15 protein-coding genes are annotated in these 17,984 nt (G+C 64.2%); 10 read left to right on the top strand and 5 right to left on the bottom strand.

Annotation, left to right across the window (positions count from 1 at the left end; genetic code table 11):
- The first annotated feature begins 442 nt into the window (after positions 1-442).
- On the top strand, positions 443-2,029 hold the full coding sequence (locus ACYVHT_RS04210; protein WP_460548288.1) for a T9SS type A sorting domain-containing protein: 1,587 nt from the start codon (positions 443-445) through the stop codon (positions 2,027-2,029).
- Between the two features lie 317 nt (positions 2,030-2,346).
- Positions 2,347-3,165, top strand: a complete 819-nt coding sequence (locus ACYVHT_RS04215) for a porin family protein (protein WP_460548293.1) — start codon at positions 2,347-2,349, stop codon at positions 3,163-3,165.
- Positions 3,166-3,290: 125 nt separating this feature from the next.
- Here ACYVHT_RS04215 and ACYVHT_RS04220 read toward each other — a convergent pair whose 3' ends face one another.
- Together ACYVHT_RS04220 and ACYVHT_RS04225 are read right to left on the bottom strand one after the other, a co-directional pair.
- Positions 3,291-6,059: a T9SS type B sorting domain-containing protein gene (locus ACYVHT_RS04220; RefSeq protein WP_460548296.1), complete on the bottom strand. Its 2,769-nt coding sequence runs from the start codon at positions 6,057-6,059 to the stop codon at positions 3,291-3,293.
- 112 nt (positions 6,060-6,171) lie between these two features.
- Positions 6,172-8,178 carry a vWA domain-containing protein gene (locus ACYVHT_RS04225; protein WP_460548298.1) on the bottom strand — a complete coding sequence of 669 codons (2,007 nt, stop codon included), beginning with the start codon at positions 8,176-8,178 and terminating at the stop codon, positions 6,172-6,174.
- Between the two features lie 168 nt (positions 8,179-8,346).
- Between ACYVHT_RS04225 and ACYVHT_RS04230 the strand changes: the two genes are divergently transcribed.
- Positions 8,347-9,042, top strand: coding sequence for an RNA polymerase sigma factor (locus ACYVHT_RS04230; protein ID WP_460548300.1), 696 nt, complete (start codon positions 8,347-8,349; stop codon positions 9,040-9,042).
- Positions 9,029-10,222 carry an energy transducer TonB gene (locus ACYVHT_RS04235; protein WP_460548302.1) on the top strand — a complete coding sequence of 398 codons (1,194 nt, stop codon included), beginning with the start codon at positions 9,029-9,031 and terminating at the stop codon, positions 10,220-10,222. The genes ACYVHT_RS04230 and ACYVHT_RS04235 overlap by 14 nt, the downstream gene beginning before the upstream one ends.
- Positions 10,223-10,324: 102 nt before the next feature.
- Here the strand turns inward: ACYVHT_RS04235 and ACYVHT_RS04240 are convergent, their stop codons facing one another.
- Both ACYVHT_RS04240 and ACYVHT_RS04245 read right to left on the bottom strand, forming a co-directional pair.
- Positions 10,325-11,395, bottom strand: coding sequence for an alpha/beta hydrolase family protein (locus ACYVHT_RS04240; protein WP_460548304.1), 1,071 nt, complete (start codon positions 11,393-11,395; stop codon positions 10,325-10,327).
- A gap of 174 nt (positions 11,396-11,569) precedes the next feature.
- On the bottom strand, positions 11,570-11,956 hold the full coding sequence (locus ACYVHT_RS04245; protein WP_460548306.1) for a dodecin family protein: 387 nt from the start codon (positions 11,954-11,956) through the stop codon (positions 11,570-11,572).
- A 209-nt stretch (positions 11,957-12,165) separates the two neighbouring features.
- On the opposite strand from ACYVHT_RS04245, the gene fumC reads away from it, so the two are divergent.
- Complete coding sequence (gene fumC / locus ACYVHT_RS04250) at positions 12,166-13,566, top strand: class II fumarate hydratase (RefSeq protein WP_460548308.1); 1,401 nt, start codon at positions 12,166-12,168, stop codon at positions 13,564-13,566.
- 104 nt (positions 13,567-13,670) lie between these two features.
- On the opposite strand, the gene ACYVHT_RS04255 is transcribed toward fumC, so the two are convergent.
- On the bottom strand, positions 13,671-14,702 hold the full coding sequence (locus ACYVHT_RS04255) for an LLM class flavin-dependent oxidoreductase (protein WP_460548310.1): 1,032 nt from the start codon (positions 14,700-14,702) through the stop codon (positions 13,671-13,673).
- 225 nt (positions 14,703-14,927) lie between these two features.
- Here ACYVHT_RS04255 and ACYVHT_RS04260 point away from each other — a divergent pair, with 225 nt between their 5' ends.
- From ACYVHT_RS04260 to ACYVHT_RS04280, 5 genes are all read left to right on the top strand, one after another.
- A complete protein-coding gene (locus ACYVHT_RS04260; protein WP_460548313.1) occupies positions 14,928-15,521 on the top strand; it encodes a GNAT family N-acetyltransferase in 594 nt (197 codons plus the stop codon).
- On the top strand, positions 15,514-15,921 hold the full coding sequence (locus ACYVHT_RS04265) for a diacylglycerol kinase family protein (RefSeq protein ID WP_460548315.1): 408 nt from the start codon (positions 15,514-15,516) through the stop codon (positions 15,919-15,921). Before ACYVHT_RS04260 ends, ACYVHT_RS04265 begins: the two co-directional genes overlap by 8 nt.
- 86 nt (positions 15,922-16,007) lie before the next feature.
- Entirely contained in the window at positions 16,008-16,466 is a 459-nt protein-coding gene (locus ACYVHT_RS04270) for a DUF6970 domain-containing protein (protein WP_460548317.1), read from the top strand.
- A gap of 92 nt (positions 16,467-16,558) precedes the next feature.
- Complete coding sequence (locus ACYVHT_RS04275; RefSeq protein WP_460548319.1) at positions 16,559-17,056, top strand: DinB family protein; 498 nt, start codon at positions 16,559-16,561, stop codon at positions 17,054-17,056.
- A 167-nt stretch (positions 17,057-17,223) separates the two neighbouring features.
- Positions 17,224-17,901: a response regulator transcription factor gene (locus ACYVHT_RS04280; protein ID WP_460548321.1), complete on the top strand. Its 678-nt coding sequence runs from the start codon at positions 17,224-17,226 to the stop codon at positions 17,899-17,901.
- Positions 17,902-17,984 lie beyond the last annotated feature (83 nt).

Below are 17,984 nucleotides of genomic sequence, written 5' to 3' on the forward strand. Positions count from 1 at the left end.
GGGAACGGGGACTGTTTTGCTTCCGGGTGTTTCCCAGGGCACTGGCTTTCTAACTAGCTTCGACCCAGGGGGTACTCACCAGTGGAGTCAGCCTATCGGCAGTAACCCGTCGGCTACGATAGTAGCCGTCATGCACCCGCGCGCCGTAGCAGCCGATGCAGCAGGTAATTGCTACGTTACCGGCCTCAATAACGGCCCCACTCAATTGGGCGGCGCAACCATAACCAGTGGCTTTTTTCTAGCTAAATACGATGCCAGCGGAGCCTTCCAGTGGGTGCGCGATGCGCAGACATCTAGCGGGTCCGAAGGGATAAGAATAGTCGTAGGCAATAGCGGCCCTACCGTAGCAGTGTATGCATATTTATTTAATGCCCCTGTTTTGAACATCGGAGCGTTGACGCTAAGGTCGCAGTATAGCTTTGTTCACTTCACGACCCAAGGTGTGGCGCAATGGGCCGTAGGTGATGCATGGCCAAATAGAAGCGACCCATACTACATTCCTGTCGGTCTGGGCATTGATGGACAAGACAATCTATATCCGGTAGGACAGCCCAGCGCCTTTTATAATAACTTCTCGGTCATTCAGCTCGGGGCCCAGACCACGGTGGGCAAAGGCACCATCGTGAGCCGCCTCAACGCCTACGCGAATACGCTGCGCGGGCAAGTGTACCTCGACACCAATGGCAACGGCCAGCAGGATGCCGGCGAAGGCACCTTCCCCCGCCAGCTTACGGCCGTGCTCACCCAAGGCAGTACCACTACGTATTCGGCAGTAGGCAGCACGGGAGAACTGCAAGCCTACGCCGACCCCGGAGCTTACTCCCTGTCGCTGGCCCAGGTTCCGGCCCGTTACAGCATCACCCAGCCTGCCAACGGCTCTTATTCCGGCACATTCAGCGGCAGCAACCAGCTTGTGACCAACCAGAGCTTTGGGATTACGCCCACCCTTAATCTGAACGATATCCGCATCACGCTCACGCCCTACACCACGGCGCGGCCGGGCTTCACCACCAGCTACCACGTTTCGGTAGAGAATATGGGCACAACCACCGTGAGCGGCACCGCTACGGTAGTGCTCGACAGCCACTTCACCTACGTGAGCAGCACGCCCAGCGCCACCCGCACGGGCCAGACGCTGACGTGGACCTACAGCGGCCTGGCTCCGTTTGGCCGGCTCAACTACGATATTCTGCTGAGCCTGCCCACCAATACGGTGGTGGGCACCGCCCTGTCTTCCACAGCCACCGCGCCCCTCACCGGCGATGTGGAACCCACCGACAACACGAGCACCCTGGCTCAGAACGTAGTCGCTTCCTACGACCCCAACAGCATGGAGGTGAACTACGAGCGCATCACGCCCGCGCAGGTGGCCGACCAGCAGTGGCTGGAATACACCATTCACTTCCAGAACCTGGGCACGGCGGCGGCCACCACGGTTATTCTCAGCGACACGCTGGATTTCCAGAAGCTCAACCCTGGCTCCATTCAGTGGATTACGCAGTCGCACAACTGCAGCTGGAGCCTCACCAGCATCGGGCCCAATATGGGCCTGCTCACGGTGCGCTTCCTGGGCATCAACCTACCTTATCGCAATGTGGATGTGATTCGGTCGCAGGGCTTCGTGCGGTTCCGGGTGCGGGCCCGGCCCACGCTGGCGGTGGGCGAAATCATCCCGAACCACGCCGGCATCGTGTTCGACTACAACGTGCCGGTCATTACGAACACGGCCACCACCACCGTGTTTCTGGTTACGGCCGCCCTGGGCCGCCACGATGCGCCCGCCTGGACGGCCTACCCCAACCCTGCTACCGACGCCGTGACTGTTTCGGCCGACCTGGCCACCGCCGGCCCGGTGCGCGTGGAACTGCTCGACGTGCTGGGCCGCCCCGTGCGCCAGAAAAGTTTCGTGGCCCCCGCCGGCCCGCTGAATCAGGCACTGAATTTGCAGGGCCTCGCGGCCGGCGTGTATGTGCTGCGTCTTACCCCGCCCACCGGCCCGGCCACCAGCCGTCAGGTGGTCATCAACTAGCCTTTTCTTTCCTTCCTCCACTTTCCAACTCCTTTCCCATACCCTTCCTTTCCAGCCGCTTAGAGCCGGACCGCCCGTGGAGCGGTCCGGCTTTTTTGCGTTTTCAGCGGGCTGCGCCTGGTCTGGTTTCGGAGACGGGCGGTCTGGAAAAACGGGCGGTTCGTCGGTGCCTGCGCTTTGGGGGGGACTTCCGGCCGTTGGCCGGGATGCAGTTTGGCACGGTTTTGCAATGTATCCTTTCATCGGCCCAGTAGCCGGGCCGGAAGTTCCGGCTTGCAGCGGCCGGTTTCTCTCCCTCACCCCAACCATTTCTGGTTATGAAAATTTCACGCCTTTCGGGCGGCCTGGCCGTGGCTTGCCTGTTGATTTCCGCAACGTTTACCACGGCCTCGGCCCAGGGCGCCCGCGATGCCTACGGCAACCCCAAAGCCGCCCCCTCGCCCCGCCCCATGGGCAGCGCCCCGCGCCGCGCCACCTACAGCAGCAAGCCGGTGTACTCGGCTCCGTCTTCCTCCAGCAGCACGTCCGGCGTTAAAATCGGCCTGCGGGCCGGCCTGAACGTGGCCGATGTGCAGGGCGACGCCGTGAAAACCTTCACCGACCTGGCCGGCTACGCCCCCGACGGCACCGTGACCAGGCAGATGCGCCCCGGCTTCTACGCCGGCCTCTACGCCACGCTGCCCCTCTCGCCCAATTTCGCCATCGAGCCCGGCGTGACCTACTCCGAGAAAGGCACCGTGCTGCGCGGCACCCTGCCCTTCCCCGCCCTCGATTTCCTGAACGCCAACGTGACGGGCACGGCCCGCCTGGCGTATGTGGACGTGCCGGTGCTGGCCAAGGTGTTCATCACGCCGGGCTTCTACCTCTACGCCGGCCCGCAGGCCTCGTTCCTGGTGAGCGGCAAGGCCCGCGTGGAAGCCGGTGCGCTGGGTTTCACGGCCTACAAGCAGGATTTCGACATCTCCAGCCAGCTGCGCAAGGTTGATTTCACGGCCGTGGGCGGCCTGGGCTACCAGTTCAACAACGGCCTGGGCCTGAGCGCCGGCTACGACTACGGCCTCACCTCCCTCGACACCGGCAACCGCTTCGACGCCCAGAACCGCGTGCTGAAAGTGGGCCTGAACTACTCCTTCTAAGGCGGATTAACCGCCATTCTATTCCTCGATTCCTGTTGAATTATTGCTCGGGTAAGCATCCGAAATAGGTTATAAAAAAGGCCCCGCTGAGCTGTCAGCGGGGCCTTACTGGTTTTTTTCAGCTGCTACCGGATAACCTCCAGCCAGCCCTTGTAGAGCACGTTGACGATGGGCCGGCGCAGGATGTAGTAGTACACGCCGGCCGGGGCATCGCGGCCCCATTCCTGCTGGTAGTTGGTGGTGTGGTACACCTGGCGGCCCCAGCGGTTGTAGAGCGTCAGGTCCCAGGCACCGCCGGTCATGTTCCGAACGAAAAAACGGTCGTTCTGCTGGTCTTCGTTGGGCGTGATGACGTTGGGAATCAGCAGGCAGCTGGTGTGCGACACCGTGCGCCGCAGCGTGATGCTTTCGCAAGGCGTGCCGATGCGGAGGGAGTAACTGCCGTTTTCGCGCACGGTCAGGGTGGGCCCGCTGCTGCCATCGGACCAGCGCCACGCCACGCCCGGCCCGGCAATGTCGGGGGCCCGCAGCAGCAGCGGCTCTTCCAGGCACACGGTGGTATCGGGGCCGAGGGTGAGGCCCGCCGGGATGACGGGCGCGGCCAGCACCCGCAGCGAGTCGCGGCTGGTGCAGCCGCCCGTGTAGGTGAGCAGCACGCCGTAGGTGCCCGGCTGCGTCACGGCAATGGTGGGCGTGGTGGCCCCCGTGTTCCAGCGGTAGGTGAGGGCATCGGGGTTGAGGGCCGTGAGGGCAAGAGTGGCACCAGAGCACAGCAGGGTATCACCGCTCACGGAAGCTACCTGAGCCACGGGCGGGCCCACAATGTGCGTGCTCGTGAGCTGGCAGCCATCGGCAAAAGTGGCCGTGACGCGGTAGGTTCCGGCCTGCCCCACCAGCAGCGTGGGCGTGGTAGCGCCGGTATTCCAGCGATACCCGGTGGCGGCTGCGCCGCTGGACGTGGCCGTGAGCGTGGTGCTCTGGCCCGGGCACAACTGCAGCCGGCCGCTGATGCGCACCGTGTTGCCGGCCACCACGGCCTGCGCCGTAGCCGTGCAGACCGCGCCAAACGAGGCCGTTACGGCATAGGTGCCGGGTTGGGTAATGGTGATGGTGGGCGTGGTTTCGCCCGTGCTCCAGCGCCAGGCCGTGGCCCCGGCCGCCACCGCCGTGAGCTGGCGCGGGGTGCCGGGGCAGAGGAAGCCCGCGTTGCCCGTTACCGTCACGCTGGGCGCAACGCTCCGCACCCGATAGGACTCGGACAAGCGGTAGCCGCCGGGAAAAGTGGCTGTGACCGTGTAGGTGCCCGGCTGCGCTACTGCTATGCCGGGGGTAGTTTCGCCGGTGCTCCAGCGCCAGCTTATGCCCGTGCCCAACGTGGTGGCGGTGAGCTGAATGACCGCCCCGCTGCACAGCAGCGAATCGCCGGCGATGCGCAGCTGGTTGGGCTGCATACGGGCCAGGTAGGTAGAAGCCGAAAAAACGGTTTCGCCGGGAATGGTGATGGCCCCGAAAGTCATTGACGGGCTGAAATACTCCCCGGCGATATGCGGCGTCGCGTAGGGCCCCAGCGCAAACCCGGTGCTGATATCATCCTGAGCGCCAGCGGCCGGCACGGCCCACAGCCAGCTGCCGGCCGCGCTCAGCTTGGCCACGTACACGTCGTGGAAAGCCAGGCTGCCATTTTGCGAGTTCAGGGTGGTGGCACCGAATTGGGTGGCTCCCCGGAAGCTCCCCGCGATGTAGATACCGCCGTGGTCATCGACGGCAATACCCGCGCAATAGGCCCCGCCGGGTCCGCCGGCCGTGCGGGCCCACTGCCAGGCCCCCGCCGCGTCGAGCCTGGCCACGAATACATCGTCGAGGGAAACGCCCGCCCCGATGCTGCTGAGGGTGAAAGGCCCCAAAGTGGCCGTGCCGAGGTAGTTACTGGCCAGGTAGCAGGTACCAGTGGCATCTACGGCCAGGTGGCCGGCGTAATAACTGTTTCCGCTCCCAAAGGAGGTAGCCCGCTGGTAGGCGCCAGTGGCGGCATCGAGCCGGGCCACAAACGACGGTGCTTGCAGCTGGAGGGCCCCCAGCTGCCCGCCGGCCGCCGCCAGCTGCCCCGTGATGTACACATGGCCCAGCGCATCGAGGGCCACGTCGGTAGCCGTATCGACGCCCCCGGTGCCCCCTTGCACAGCCCAGGCCCAGGCCCCGTTGGCATCGAGGCGCGCCACAAATAAATCATCAAGCCCCGCGCTGCTTAAGGTCGTGCTGCCGATTCTGGTTGTGCCATTGAAGCGGCCCGCGAGGTAGGCGTTGCCATTGGCATCAAGCGCTATGCCGTTCAGGCTTTCATTGGTCGCCCCGCCGGCCCGCACCGCCGACCGCCAGCTGCCATTCGCATCGAGCCGGGCCACGAATACATCGGTACCGCCCGCGTTGGTGAGCGTGATGCTGCCCAGCGTGAGCGTACTGCTCGAAAAACTACCCGCTACGTAGATATTGCCCGCGGCATCGAGGGCAAGGGAACTGCCTTCGATGCCATTGCGCCCCCCAATGCCGGTAGTGGTGCCGGCAATGGTGGCAATCCAGCGGTAGCTACCCGCCGCATCTATTTTCGCCACTACTAAATTCCCCGGGTTGGCAACCATCGTCGCATTGTTGAAGCGCACCGACCCGTTGAAAAAACCGCTGACGTAGCTATTGCCGGCCGCATCCACAACCACGTCGCTGGCGAACGGCCGGCCAATGGGGCCGGAGCCGGTGGGGCCGGGGTTGGCGGCGAGCACCCGCGCGGCCATGTCGAAAGTGGGCGGTGCCTGAGCCGCGGCCAGCCGGGCAAACAGGCAGCTTAGCACGAGCAGCCGCCCGGCCAGCACGCGCCAGCCAGTGGGTAGGAATTGGAACAATGCGTAGAAGAGTGAAGTGGAAGGAAGGCTACTACCCCCTAACGTCGAAACCGGGGCAGTATTTCATCAAAGCTATTTCAATGAACTCCTGCCCCGGCTTGTCTCCTCCGCCCTACCGCGCCCCCACGGCCCCGCTGCCGCTCAGCCCTTCGGCCAGCCGCACGAGGCGCACCAGCTCGGCGCGGTAGCCGTCTTTGTCATCGCCGCGGGCGCCGTCGGCCAGCTTTTCGGTGGCGGCCCAGGTGGCGGTGCCGCGCTGCTCGCTCTGACGCAGCAGCATGCCGAACTGCGCCACGGCGGCGGCAAAGCGGAAGTCGGGCGAGGCCTTTTCGATGGCCACGGGCGCGCCTACCAGCGGCTGGGCCAGCAGCTTGCTGGTGCTGCCCTGCGGCTCTTTGTAGCGCAGCTTCACGGTCAGCACGTCGTTGGTGAGGAATTGCTGCATGGACGCCGTAGTGGGCTTGGTGGGCTGGTATTTGAGGTCGTCAATCAGCGGCTGGGCGCTGCCCACGGGCACGATTTCGTAGAGGGCCGTGACGGTGTGGCCCGCGCCCAGCTCGCCGGCATCCTTGCGGTCGTTGTTGAAGTCCTCGGCTTCGAGCAGGCGGTTTTCGTAGCCCACCAGGCGGTAGTTGGCCACGCGGGCGGGGTTGAACTCGATTTGCAGCTTCACGTCCTTGGCCACGGTGAAGAGCGTGCCCCCGAACTGCGCCACCAGCACCCGGCCGGCTTCGTCGAGGTTGTCGAGGTAGGCGTAGTTGCCGTTGCCTTTGTCGGCCAGGGTTTCCATGCGGGCGTCGCGCAGGTTGCCGCGCCCGCAGCCCAGCACGGTCAGGAACACGCCGCTGTCGCGCTGGTCCACGATGAGCTTTTCCATGGCCTCGTCGGAGCTTTCACCCACGTTGAAATCGCCGTCGGTGGCCAGAATCACGCGGTTGTTGCCTTCCTTCTGAAAATTCTGCCGGGCCGTGGAGTAGGCCAGCCGCAGGCCCGCGCCGCCGGCCGTGGAGCCGCCGGCCTGCAAGCGGTCGAGGGCATCGAGAATGACCTGCGGCTGCGAGCCGGGCGTGGGCGGCAGCACCAGGCCGGCGGCCCCGGCGTAGGCCACCAGCGCCACGTGGTCCTGCGGCCGCAGCTGCTTCACCAGCAGCTTCAGGCCGGCTTTCACCAGCGGCAGCTTGTCCTCCGAGAACATCGAGCCCGACACATCGACCAGGAACACGAGGTTGGCGGGCGGGAGCTTGGCGGTTTCTACTTTCCGGGCCTGAATACCGATGCGGGCCAGCTGGTGGCCGGCGGCCCAGGGGCAGGCGGCCAGCTCGGTGCTGATGCGGACGGGGTCGGGCGAGGTGGCGGCGGGCGCGGCGTAGTCGTAGCGGAAGTAGTTCAGCATTTCTTCTACCCGCACGGCGTCGCGCGGGGGCAGCTGGCCTTCGTTGAGGAAGCGGCGCACGTTGGTATAGGAGGCGTTATCCACATCCAGCGAGAAGGTGCTGAGCGGCGCATTCTTCACCGTGAAAAACGTGTTTTCCTTGACGTGGGCGTAGGTATCGCCAGCCCCGGGCTCGGGCTGGGCGGGCAGGGGCAGGGCGTAGTTGGTGTCAGCCAGTGACTTTTGTTCGATGTAAACGCCCGGCACCCGGCCGCTCAGGTCGGCGCGGGGTTTGGCTTTTTTTTCGGCCGGCGCGGCCGGGGCCACGGTCGATACCGAGCCGGTAATGTCGCGGCGCGTCACAGTGCCGTAGCCGGTCACCACTACTTCGTCCAATGATTTAAAAGAGGGCCGCATGCCAACCTTGATGGTATGCCGCTTGCCCACGGCTCTTTCCACCGTATCGTATCCGATATTACTGAACACCAGTACGGCTTTAGCAGCATTGGGCACCATCAGCGAATACCGTCCATCCGCGTCTGTGCTAGCTCCTGCATTAGTGCCTTTAATGAGCACCCGAACGCCGGGCATACCCTGGCGGTTGGTAAGGTCAGTCACTAGCCCGGACACAACCCAATTCTTGGCAGAGTTCTCCATTATTGTCGCGGGCGAGGCAACGGTTTGGGCCGCAACGGGCGGCGCGCTCAGCACGATGGCGAGCAGGGGCAGCAGCAAGTGGTTTCGCATGGCAGCAGGGTTTTGGATGATACTTGCTGACCTGATGCGGGCGAGGGGCGGATTGCACACGGCAGGATGGAGAAAAAAAAGAGCGAGGTGCCCCCGCTGCGCTCGGCATGACGTTCTGCTGGAAACCTCCTCACGAATCACCCAAAATTGCCCTAACTTCCCCGCCTGATGTTCTTCCGCCGCGCCAAACCGTCGCCCGCTGCTGCCGCGCCGCTCTCCGACCAGGAGTTGCTGGCCCGCTACCGCGCGCACGGCGACGTGGCCGACCTCGGCCTGCTCTACGACCGGTACCTGCCCGAGGCGTTTGCCGTGTGCCGCCGCTACCTGGCCCCGCCCGACGAGGACGCCCAGGATGCCGTGATGCAGCTTTTCGAGCACCTGGTGAAAGTGCTGCGCACCCACGCGCCCGACAACTTCCCGGCCTGGCTGCACACCACCGCCCGCAACCACTGCCTGATGCAGCTGCGGGCCCGCAAGCGCGCCGGCCCCAGCGCCGGCCCGCTCGTGCTCAGCTTTCCCGATGCCACGGATGTGGAATCGGCCACCGGCCGGCATCTGCTGGATGATGACGCTGCCGCCGAAGATGCCGAAGAAACCGAAAACCGCCTGCAAAGCATGGAGGCGGCCCTGGCCCAGCTGCCGCCCGCCCAGCGCCGCTGCCTTGAGTTGTTTTACCTCGAAAAGAAAAGCTACCGCGAAATCGCCCTCGAAACCGGCCTGGACCTGAACCTGGTGCGCAGCCACCTGCAAAACGGCAAGCGCATGCTGCGCCGCCAGCTGGAGCCGCCCGCGCCGCCCAGCGCCGCGCCCCGCTCCTCGCTCCCCACCTCCGATTCCAACAACCCGCTCCATGTCGCCCGCTGACTCGCCTTTTGCCCCGCTGCCCGCCCCCGGCCCGCACCCGGCCACGGCGGAGCTGCGCGCCTACGCGGCCGGCACCCTCGCGCCCGCCGACGAGCACCGCATTGAGGCGCATTTGCTGGATTGTGCGCGCTGCGCCGATTTGGTGGAAGGCTTTTCGATGAGCGACCGCGCCACCACCGACCGCGCCGTGGCCGAACTGCGCACCCGCCTGCAGGCCCGCATCGGCCAGGAAGAACCTACGCCCGTGGCCGGCGGCTGGGCCTGGCCGCGCATTGCAGCGGCGGCGGCGCTGGTAGCCGCCGTGGGCGGCGGCCTCTGGACCTGGCAGCAGGCCGATGCGCCTTCCGTGCCCGTTGCTGCCCGCCAGGAAGCCGTAGCGCCGGCGGCCCCGCACGCGGCAGTCCCTACACCCGCCGCAGCGCCGGCTCCCCCGGCGCAAGCCGAACTAGCCGCCACGCCCAACGCCACGCCAGCAGCCAAACCGGCGGCAAAGCCTTCGGCCGATTACGCGGCCATTACTTTGCCCCGGCCGCCACGGCAAGGCTTGTCGCGCGCCACCCCTCAGGCCCGCCGCGACGATGATGTGGCTGCCGACTACGCTGTCCTGTCAGAATCGGAACAAAAAGCGGCGTCCAGTCCAGCCCCCGTTGTAGCCACCGAAACGCCCGCAGCCAGCGCCCCGGCCGCCGGCAGTGTGCCGGACGACGGCGACATGGCCGCGCCGGCCAAAAAAGAAAATTCCCTGGCCGGCCGCGCTGCCACCGACAGCGTGCCCTCCCTCGGCGAAGTAGCAGTGGCTCGCCAGGCCATGAAGCCGAAAGCCAAGGCAATGGTTGCGGATGCTTTCGCGCCGGCCATCGTTCGCAACACGCCCATGCCCGTCACGCCGGCCATCAACCCGGCTCCGGTGGGCGGCACGCCGGCCCTGCGCGACTACCTGCGCCGCGAAGCCTCGCAGTTCGTGCCCGAAATCAACAACCTGCGCATCAGCGGCACGGTGCGCATCCGCTTCATGGTGGAGGCCGATGGCAAGCTCAGCCACATTAAAGTGGTGCGCGGCATGCGCAAGGACTACGACGACGAGGCCCTGCGCCTGCTGTGCGAAGGCCCCGCCTGGCAGCCCGGCATTGCCGGCGGCAAGCGCGCCCCCCTGCCGATGGAAGTGACGGTGCCGTTTTAGCATCTGCTTGTCATCCTGAGCGCAGCGAAAGACCTTTATCACCGTCGAACCGGTCGTGCGTGCGTGATAAGGTCCTTCGCTGCGCTCAGGATGACAGGTGTATTACAGCTCCGCGCCCGGCTTCACCGTGCCCGCATCCGCTGCTTTCAGGAAGGTGAGCAGGCCTTTGAAATACGTCTGCTGGTCGTCGTACATGCTCATGTGGCTGCCCCGGGGGCAAATGAGGGAGTTGCCGCGCTGCACTTTGGTGGCAATCATGCGCATGTGGGCGGGGTCCATGGTGTCGTACCTGCCGCCGATGCTGAGGACCGGCACGGTGAGTTTGGGCAGGTCGGGCACCCGGTCCCAGTTCACGAGCTTGCCCGAAGCGCCGAACTCGCTGGGCCCCTGCATCGTGACGTAGAGCGAATGGTTCATCTTGCTGAAAGAGCGGGCGGCTGGCTCAGGCAGCTCGGGCAGGCGGCACAGGTGCTCGGCGTAGAAATTTGGTTCCAGCAGGGCCATGTAGCGCGGGTTGTCGAAGTCCTTTTTGGCCTCAATCTGCCGGATTTCAGCCAGCACTTCGGGCTTTAGCTGCGGGGCCAGCACCTCGGCGGCGTACTTGTTGTAGGCCGGAATGCTCATCATCATGTTCGAGATGATGAGGCCCTTCAGGTTCTGCTGGTACTTGAAGGCATACTCGGCGGCCAGGATGCCGCCCCAGCTGTGGCCCAGCAGGTAAAAGTTAGTGTTGTCGAGCTTTAGCGCTTTGCGCACCTGCTCCACTTCCTCCACGTAGCGCGGCAGGCTCCACATGGCGGTGTCCTTGGGGTTGTCGGAATTGCCGCAGCCCAACTGGTCGTAGTAGATGAATTCGATGCCTTCCTTCGGCAGGAAGTTCTCGAAGCACTCGAAATACTCGTGCGTGGCACCCGGCCCGCCGTTGAGCAGCAATACTTTGATTTTGGGATTATTGCCGAAGCGCTTGGTCCAGACCCTAAACGTGCCCTTGGGCGTCGTTATCGGAATCAGCTGCACATTGCCGGTCTGCACGCCGGTTGCGGTGGAGGCGAAGTAGCTGGCCAGCGTTGGGCCGGCTGCAGCCGCAGCGTCGGGCCGGGCCGGCTGATTGCAGGCATTCAGGGCCAGACCGGCGACCAGCCACGCCGCCGTCAAACGTAAAGAAGCAGTCATTTCGCAGTGAGAAAGGAGGTGAAAGCCAGCGCTTCTGGCTTGCCACAAGGTAGAATAAATTCCCTGTTTCTCAGCAAACGAAAAAGCGCCGCGCCGCCCGATTCCGGGGCAGCGCGGCGCTTTTCGACGACGCAGGGACGCATACTTGCGTCTCTACGCCTTGCACATAGCTCCTTATCCGCTGTAGCCGCCGCCGCTTTCGGGCTCGGTGGCGCTGCCGCCGGGCTTCAGCTCGTTGGCGTTGGTGGGGGCGATGAACTGGTCGAGGTCGAGGCCGTGATAGTCGGGTGCGCCGTTGCCGGCCGGCACGGGGGCTTCGTCGAAGGTGCGCTCGAGGTCGGAAAGGTCGAACGGTTCCGTGGGCGTGCCGAAGCTCACCTTGGCCGTAATGCGGTATTCCACAATGCGGTTGCCCTGCACTTTGCAGCTCTGGTCTTTCACGTAGATGGACGAAATATTGGGCACCGACGTGCTGAGCGAAGCCACGGCGCGCTGCAGGGCGTCTTCGAAGCTTTTGTCGGACGAGGCCAGGATTTCAATGACTTGCTTGATGGAAGACATTTTTAATAATGTGAAAATGTGACGGATGTGGAAATGACAAGCGCGTGGCTGCTACTTCCGTTACCAACGTGTACGCCGGATACGTCTTAGCGGCTATTCTCGCCCCAACAAATGCCGTGCTTCCGCGTCGGTGTACTTTTGCACCGAGCGCACGCGCCGGCTTCTGCATTTCCACATCATCACATTCGCACATCTTCACATTTAACGAAATGGCTTTCCGCACCGAAAAGGACACCATGGGCACCGTGCAAGTGCCTGCCACCGCCTACTGGGGCGCCCAAACGCAGCGCTCCATCGAGAACTTCCCCATTGCGCAGGACATCAACCGGATGCCCAAGGAAATCATCGCCGCCTTCGCTTACCTGAAGAAAGCCGCCGCCCTCACCAACCGCGACGCCGGCATCCTGTCGGCCGAGAAAGCGGAGTTGATTGGCAAAGTGGCCGATGAAATCCTGGCCGGCCAGCTGGCCGATTCGTTCCCGCTGGTGGTGTGGCAAACCGGTTCGGGCACGCAGAGCAACATGAACGTGAACGAGGTGATTGCCTATCGCGGCCACGTGCTGCACGGCGGCCAGCTCACCGACGAGAAGAAGTTCCTGGCCCCCAACGACGACGTGAACAAGAGCCAGAGCTCGAACGACACGTTCCCGACGGCCATGCACATCGCGGCCTACAAAATCCTGGTGGAGGTAACCATTCCCGGCATCGAGAAGCTGCGCGACACGCTGAAAGCCAAGAGCCAGAAGTTCATGCACATCGTGAAAATCGGCCGCACCCACCTCATGGACGCCACGCCGCTCACCGTGGGCCAGGAGTTTTCGGGCTACGTGTCGCAGCTCGACCACGGCCTGCGCGCCATCAAGAACACGCTGGCCCACCTGAGCGAGCTGGCCCTGGGCGGCACCGCCGTGGGCACGGGCATCAACACGCCCAAAGGCTACTCCGAGAACGTGGCCAAGCACATTGCCACCCTCACCGGCCTGCCCTTTATCACGGCCGAAAACAAGTTTGAGGCCCTGGCCGCCCACGACGCCATCGTGGAAGCCCACGGCGCGTTGAAAACGGTAGCCGCCTCGCTGATGAAAATCGGCAACGACATCCGCCTGCTGGCTTCGGGCCCGCGCGCTGGCATCGGCGAGCTGCACATTCCGGATAATGAGCCTGGTTCGAGCATCATGCCCGGCAAGGTGAACCCCACCCAGTGCGAAGCCATGACCATGGTGGCTGCTCAGGTGATGGGCAACGACGTGGCCATCAACATCGGCGGCATGAACGGCCACTTCGAGCTGAACGTGTTCAAGCCGGTCATGATTTACAACTTCCTGCATTCGGCCCGCCTCATCGGCGACGTGTGCGTGAGCTTCAACGACAAGTGCGCCGTGGGCATCGAGCCCCTCGAAGCCAACATCAAGAAGCACGTCAACAGCAGCCTGATGCTGGTGACGGCCCTCAACCCGCACATCGGCTACTACAAAGCCGCCGAAATTGCCCAGACGGCCCACAAAAATAACTCCACGCTGAAGGAAACCGCCATCGAATTGGGCTACCTCACCGCCGAAGAGTTCGACGAGTGGATGAAGCCCGAGGAAATGGTGGGCGAAATCAAGTAGGCTTAGCCTTACTTGTTAAGCACTGCGCTTTCACAAAAAAAGAAGTCCCGGCTGATTGGCCGGGACTTCTTTTTTGGTCGCCATTACGGCTCATTCGCACGCTTTTATTGCCCGGCGGCGCGCAGCAAAGGAGCTACCCGCGTGCCCAGCAGCTCAATGGACTGCATGATTTTGGCGTGCGACTGCGTGGCGACGTCCTGCTGAAACGTTACCCGGGAAATCCCGCCCAGGGCTTCGCTGTGGCGCAGGATTTTGGCGGCTACTTCCTCCGGGCTGCCCACCAGCAAGGCGCCCCGCGGCCCGGCCTGGGCATCGAACATGCCGCGCGTGATGGGCGCGCCGCCCCGTTCCTTGGCGCGGCTGGTGAAGGTGTGGGCGTAGCCCGGGAAGAACTCTTCCACGGCCTGTTCGGTGGTTTCGGCCACGTAGCCCAGCGAGTGCAGGCCCACTTTCAGCTGCTCGGGCGCGTGGCCCGCCCGGCGGCCGGCTTCGCGGTAGAGGTCAATCAGGGGGCGGAAGCGGTGGGTATCGCCGCCGATGATGGCCACCATCAGGGGCAGGCCCAGCGCGCCGGCCCGCACAAACGAAGCCGGCGTGCCCCCCACTCCCAGCCAGATGGGCAGCTGCGGCTGCGCCGGCCGCGGGTAGATGCCCTGCCCCGTGAGCGCGGGCCGGAATTTGCCCGACCAGCTCACCTTTTCCTGGTCGCGAATGAGCAGCAGCAGGTCCAGCTTTTCGGCAAACAGCTCGTCGTAGTCGTCGAGGTCGAAGCCAAACAGCGGAAACGCTTCGATGGACGAGCCGCGGCCCACCACCATTTCGGCCCGGCCCTGCGAAATCAGGTCCAGCGTCGCGTATTCCTGAAAGGCGCGCACCGGGTCGATGGCGCTCAGCACCGTGACGGCGCTGGTCAGGCGGATGCGCTTGGTGCGGGCGGCGGCGGCGGCCAGAATCACGGCCGGGGCCGAATCGAGGTACTGCGACCGGTGGTGCTCGCCCATGCCAAACACGTCGAGGCCCACCTGGTCGGCCCATTGAATCCGGTCGAGCAATTCGCCCATGGCCTCCACGCCGTTCGGCATTTTGCCGGGGGCGGCATCAAAATGGGCAGCGAAGCTATCAATTCCTATTTCCATGATTTCTCGGTTTTTGCGATTGAATTTTCATTGGCCGGAACCAGGTAGGCCTGGCTCGTGAACCAACATTCAAATGTACATACATTTTATGTACATACATCATTCAATCGCCTTCACTTTTTAGCTCCTCCCCGCTTGCCCGCCTCCTGTTCCTGGAGCCGGAGAGAGCAGATACATTTTTTGAAGGCAACTTTGCGGCTCCAATCCCGCCCACTTCGCTCTGCAATGGACTTTTCCGCCCCCATCGTTCTCGAAAACAGCCGCGTGCGCCTGCGCCCGCTGGAGCTCACCGATTTTGAAGCCCTCAAAGCCGTGGCCTTCGATGCCGAGCTGTGGCGATATACCCTCACGCGGGGCGACGACGCGGTGAGCCTGGCGGCCTACATCCGGCAGGCCGTGGAAGACCGGCAGCAGGGCCGGCGCTACCCGTTTGCCATCATCGACCGCGAAACCGGCGAGCTGGCCGGCAGCACCAGCTACTACAACGTGGCCGAGCCCGACCAGCGCCTGAGCATCGGCTACACCTGGGTGGGCACCCGGTTTCAGCGCTCGGGCCTGAACCGGGCCTGCAAGCACCTGCTGCTCAGCCACGCCTTCTGCCAGCTGGGCTGCGAGCGGGTGGAGCTGGAAACGGATTCGCGCAACCACAAGTCGCGCACGGCCATGGCCCGCATGGGCGCCACCGAGGAAGGCACGCTGCGCAGCCACCGCCTCACGCAGGGCAACCTGCGCCGCGACACGGTCATTTTCAGCATCATCCGGTCCGATTGGTCGGGGCTGCGCCAAACCGTTTTTCAGGAATACGAAGCCCGTGGCTGAGCCCGACTCTCCCAACCCCGAGCGCCTGCGGCCGCCCGAGGGGCTGTGGCGGCGGCGCGTGGCCAGCTTCGGCCACGCCTTTCGGGGCGTGTGGGCGGCGCTGCGCTCGGAGGTGCACCTGCGCTTTCACGCCGTGGCCACGGTGGTGGTGATGGGGCTGGGGTTTTACTACGGCATTGCGCGGCTGGAATGGGCGCTGGTGGCCCTTGCGGTGGCCTGCGTGTGGGCGGCCGAGCTGATGAATACGGCCATTGAGGCCCTCACCGATTTGGCCTCGCCGGGCTTTCATCCGCTGGCGGGCAAGGCCAAGGACGTGGCGGCCGGCGCGGTGCTGCTGGCGGCCATTGGGGCGCTGGTGGTGGGCGGGCTGGTGTTCATTCCCAAGATTTTTCCGCTTTGAAACACCGCCCAATCTGAACCATTGCCCGTGCGGGGCGTACCCATAGCTGGCGGGCCGGTTGTCGGCAGCTGCTTTTTTTCCGAACCATGCGTTTGCTTTTCCTTGCCGCTTCCCTGCTGCTCACCACGGCCTGCGCCAACAATCAGGTGAGCGTGACCACGCCCACTACCCCGCCCGAAGGCCCCAACGTGGCCGGCAACGACACGCCCGCCCCCACCAGCGCCAACACCGTGGACCCGGTGTATGCCCGCGTCCTCGTCACCGACACCACGGCCCGGCCGCAGTGGCTGAAGCAGCGCATTGCGGCGGTACTGGCCGAGCGCAAGCGCAACCCCATTATCCGCATTTTCCGCTACGAGTACGAGGGCCAGACGGTGTACTACCAATCGGCCCCGTGCTGCGACCAGTATTCGCAGGTATTCGACACCAAAGGCAACCTCATCTGCCAGCCCGACGGGGGCATTACCGGCAAGGGCGACGGCAAGTGCCGCGACTTCGATAAAAACAAAAGGAACGAGAAACTGGTCTGGCAAGACCCCCGATAAGAATGATGAATGATGAGTTATGAATTGCCTTGTTGGGTGGTCGTGGTTGGAGCTCATAATTCATAACTCATACTTTATAACTTACCATTAAAATGATTGACACCATTGCCAAGCTCGGCGCTTTCAACGTCTGGGCCAACGAAACCCTGCTGCGCCGCCTCGATTCGTCGGTGGCGGCCGGCAAAGAGGCTCCCCAGCCCGCGCTGCGCATTTTCAGCCACCTCCTCAACGCCCAGGCCATCTGGATTGCCCGCCTCACCGGCACGCAAAGCCCCGTGAAAGTGTGGCAGGAGCACGACCTGGCCGGCCTGCACCACTGGCACGAGCAAACCTCCCAGCGCCTGGCCGACCTCTGCGCCCAGGCCCAGCACGACGAAGCCGAGCTGACCCGCCACATCCAATACACCAATTCGCAGGGCGACGCCTTCGACTCGCAGGTGAGCGACATCCTGACCCATGCCGTGATGCACGCCAGCTACCACCGCGGCCAGGTGGCCACCCGCATGCGCGAAGGCGGCCTGGAGCCCATCAACTCCGACTTCATCACCTATTGCCGCGAGCAGAGCGGGCAGGTGCAGCCGCAGCTGTAGAGGCGCGTAGCTGTGGCTCACGGCCCGCGCCGGGCCCACGATTCCGTTCAACGACGAGACGCAGGGATGCGTCTCCACCGCATACCCAACAGGCAGCCCGGCGCGTAGCTTTGGGCTGCCTGTTCTGATTGCGGACCATTGCCGTATAGCAGGGGAAATCTACATCCATGAAAATTCTGCTGGTTGAAGACGAGCCGCCACTGGCCTCATTCGTGAAGAAGGGCTTCGAGCACGAAGGCTACGACGTGACCGTGGCCTACGACGGCCGCACCGGCTGGTCGCTCTACGAGCAGCAGCCCTACGACCTGGTTATTCTCGACATCAACCTGCCTTACCTAAACGGCGTGGAGCTGTGCCAGCGCATTCGCGCCAACAGCCGGCTGGTGCCCATCCTGCTGCTCACCGCCCTCGACAGCCTCGACGACAAGGAAGCCGGCTTCGCCGCCGGGGCCGACGACTACCTCGTCAAGCCGTTCGAGTTCAGGGAGCTGCTGATGCGGGCCCGCGCCCTCACCCAGCGCTACGCCGCCGCCGCCGGCCAGCGCCAGGAGCTGCGCATGGCCGACCTCGTGCTCGACCTCGACGCCAAAACCGTGCGCCGCGCCGGCCAGCGCATCGACCTCACCACCCGCGAATACTCCCTGCTGGAGCACCTGCTGCGCAACCGGGGCCGCGTCATCTCGCGCGTCGATATTGCGGAGCGCGTCTGGGACCTGGATTTTGACACCACCACTAACGTGATTGACGTGTACGTGAGCTACCTGCGCAAGAAGCTGGACCGGGATTTCTCGCCCAAGCTCATTCATACGGTGGTGGGCATGGGCTATGTGATGCGGGAGGGGTAGGAAGAAGCGCATTGAAAAAATGGCCGCGCTAAGCGAAGGCGCAGCCGCAGCCGAAGCATGACGGTCTTGCTCAAGCACCACTA

The sequence above is a fragment of the Hymenobacter daeguensis genome (assembly GCF_054780555.1).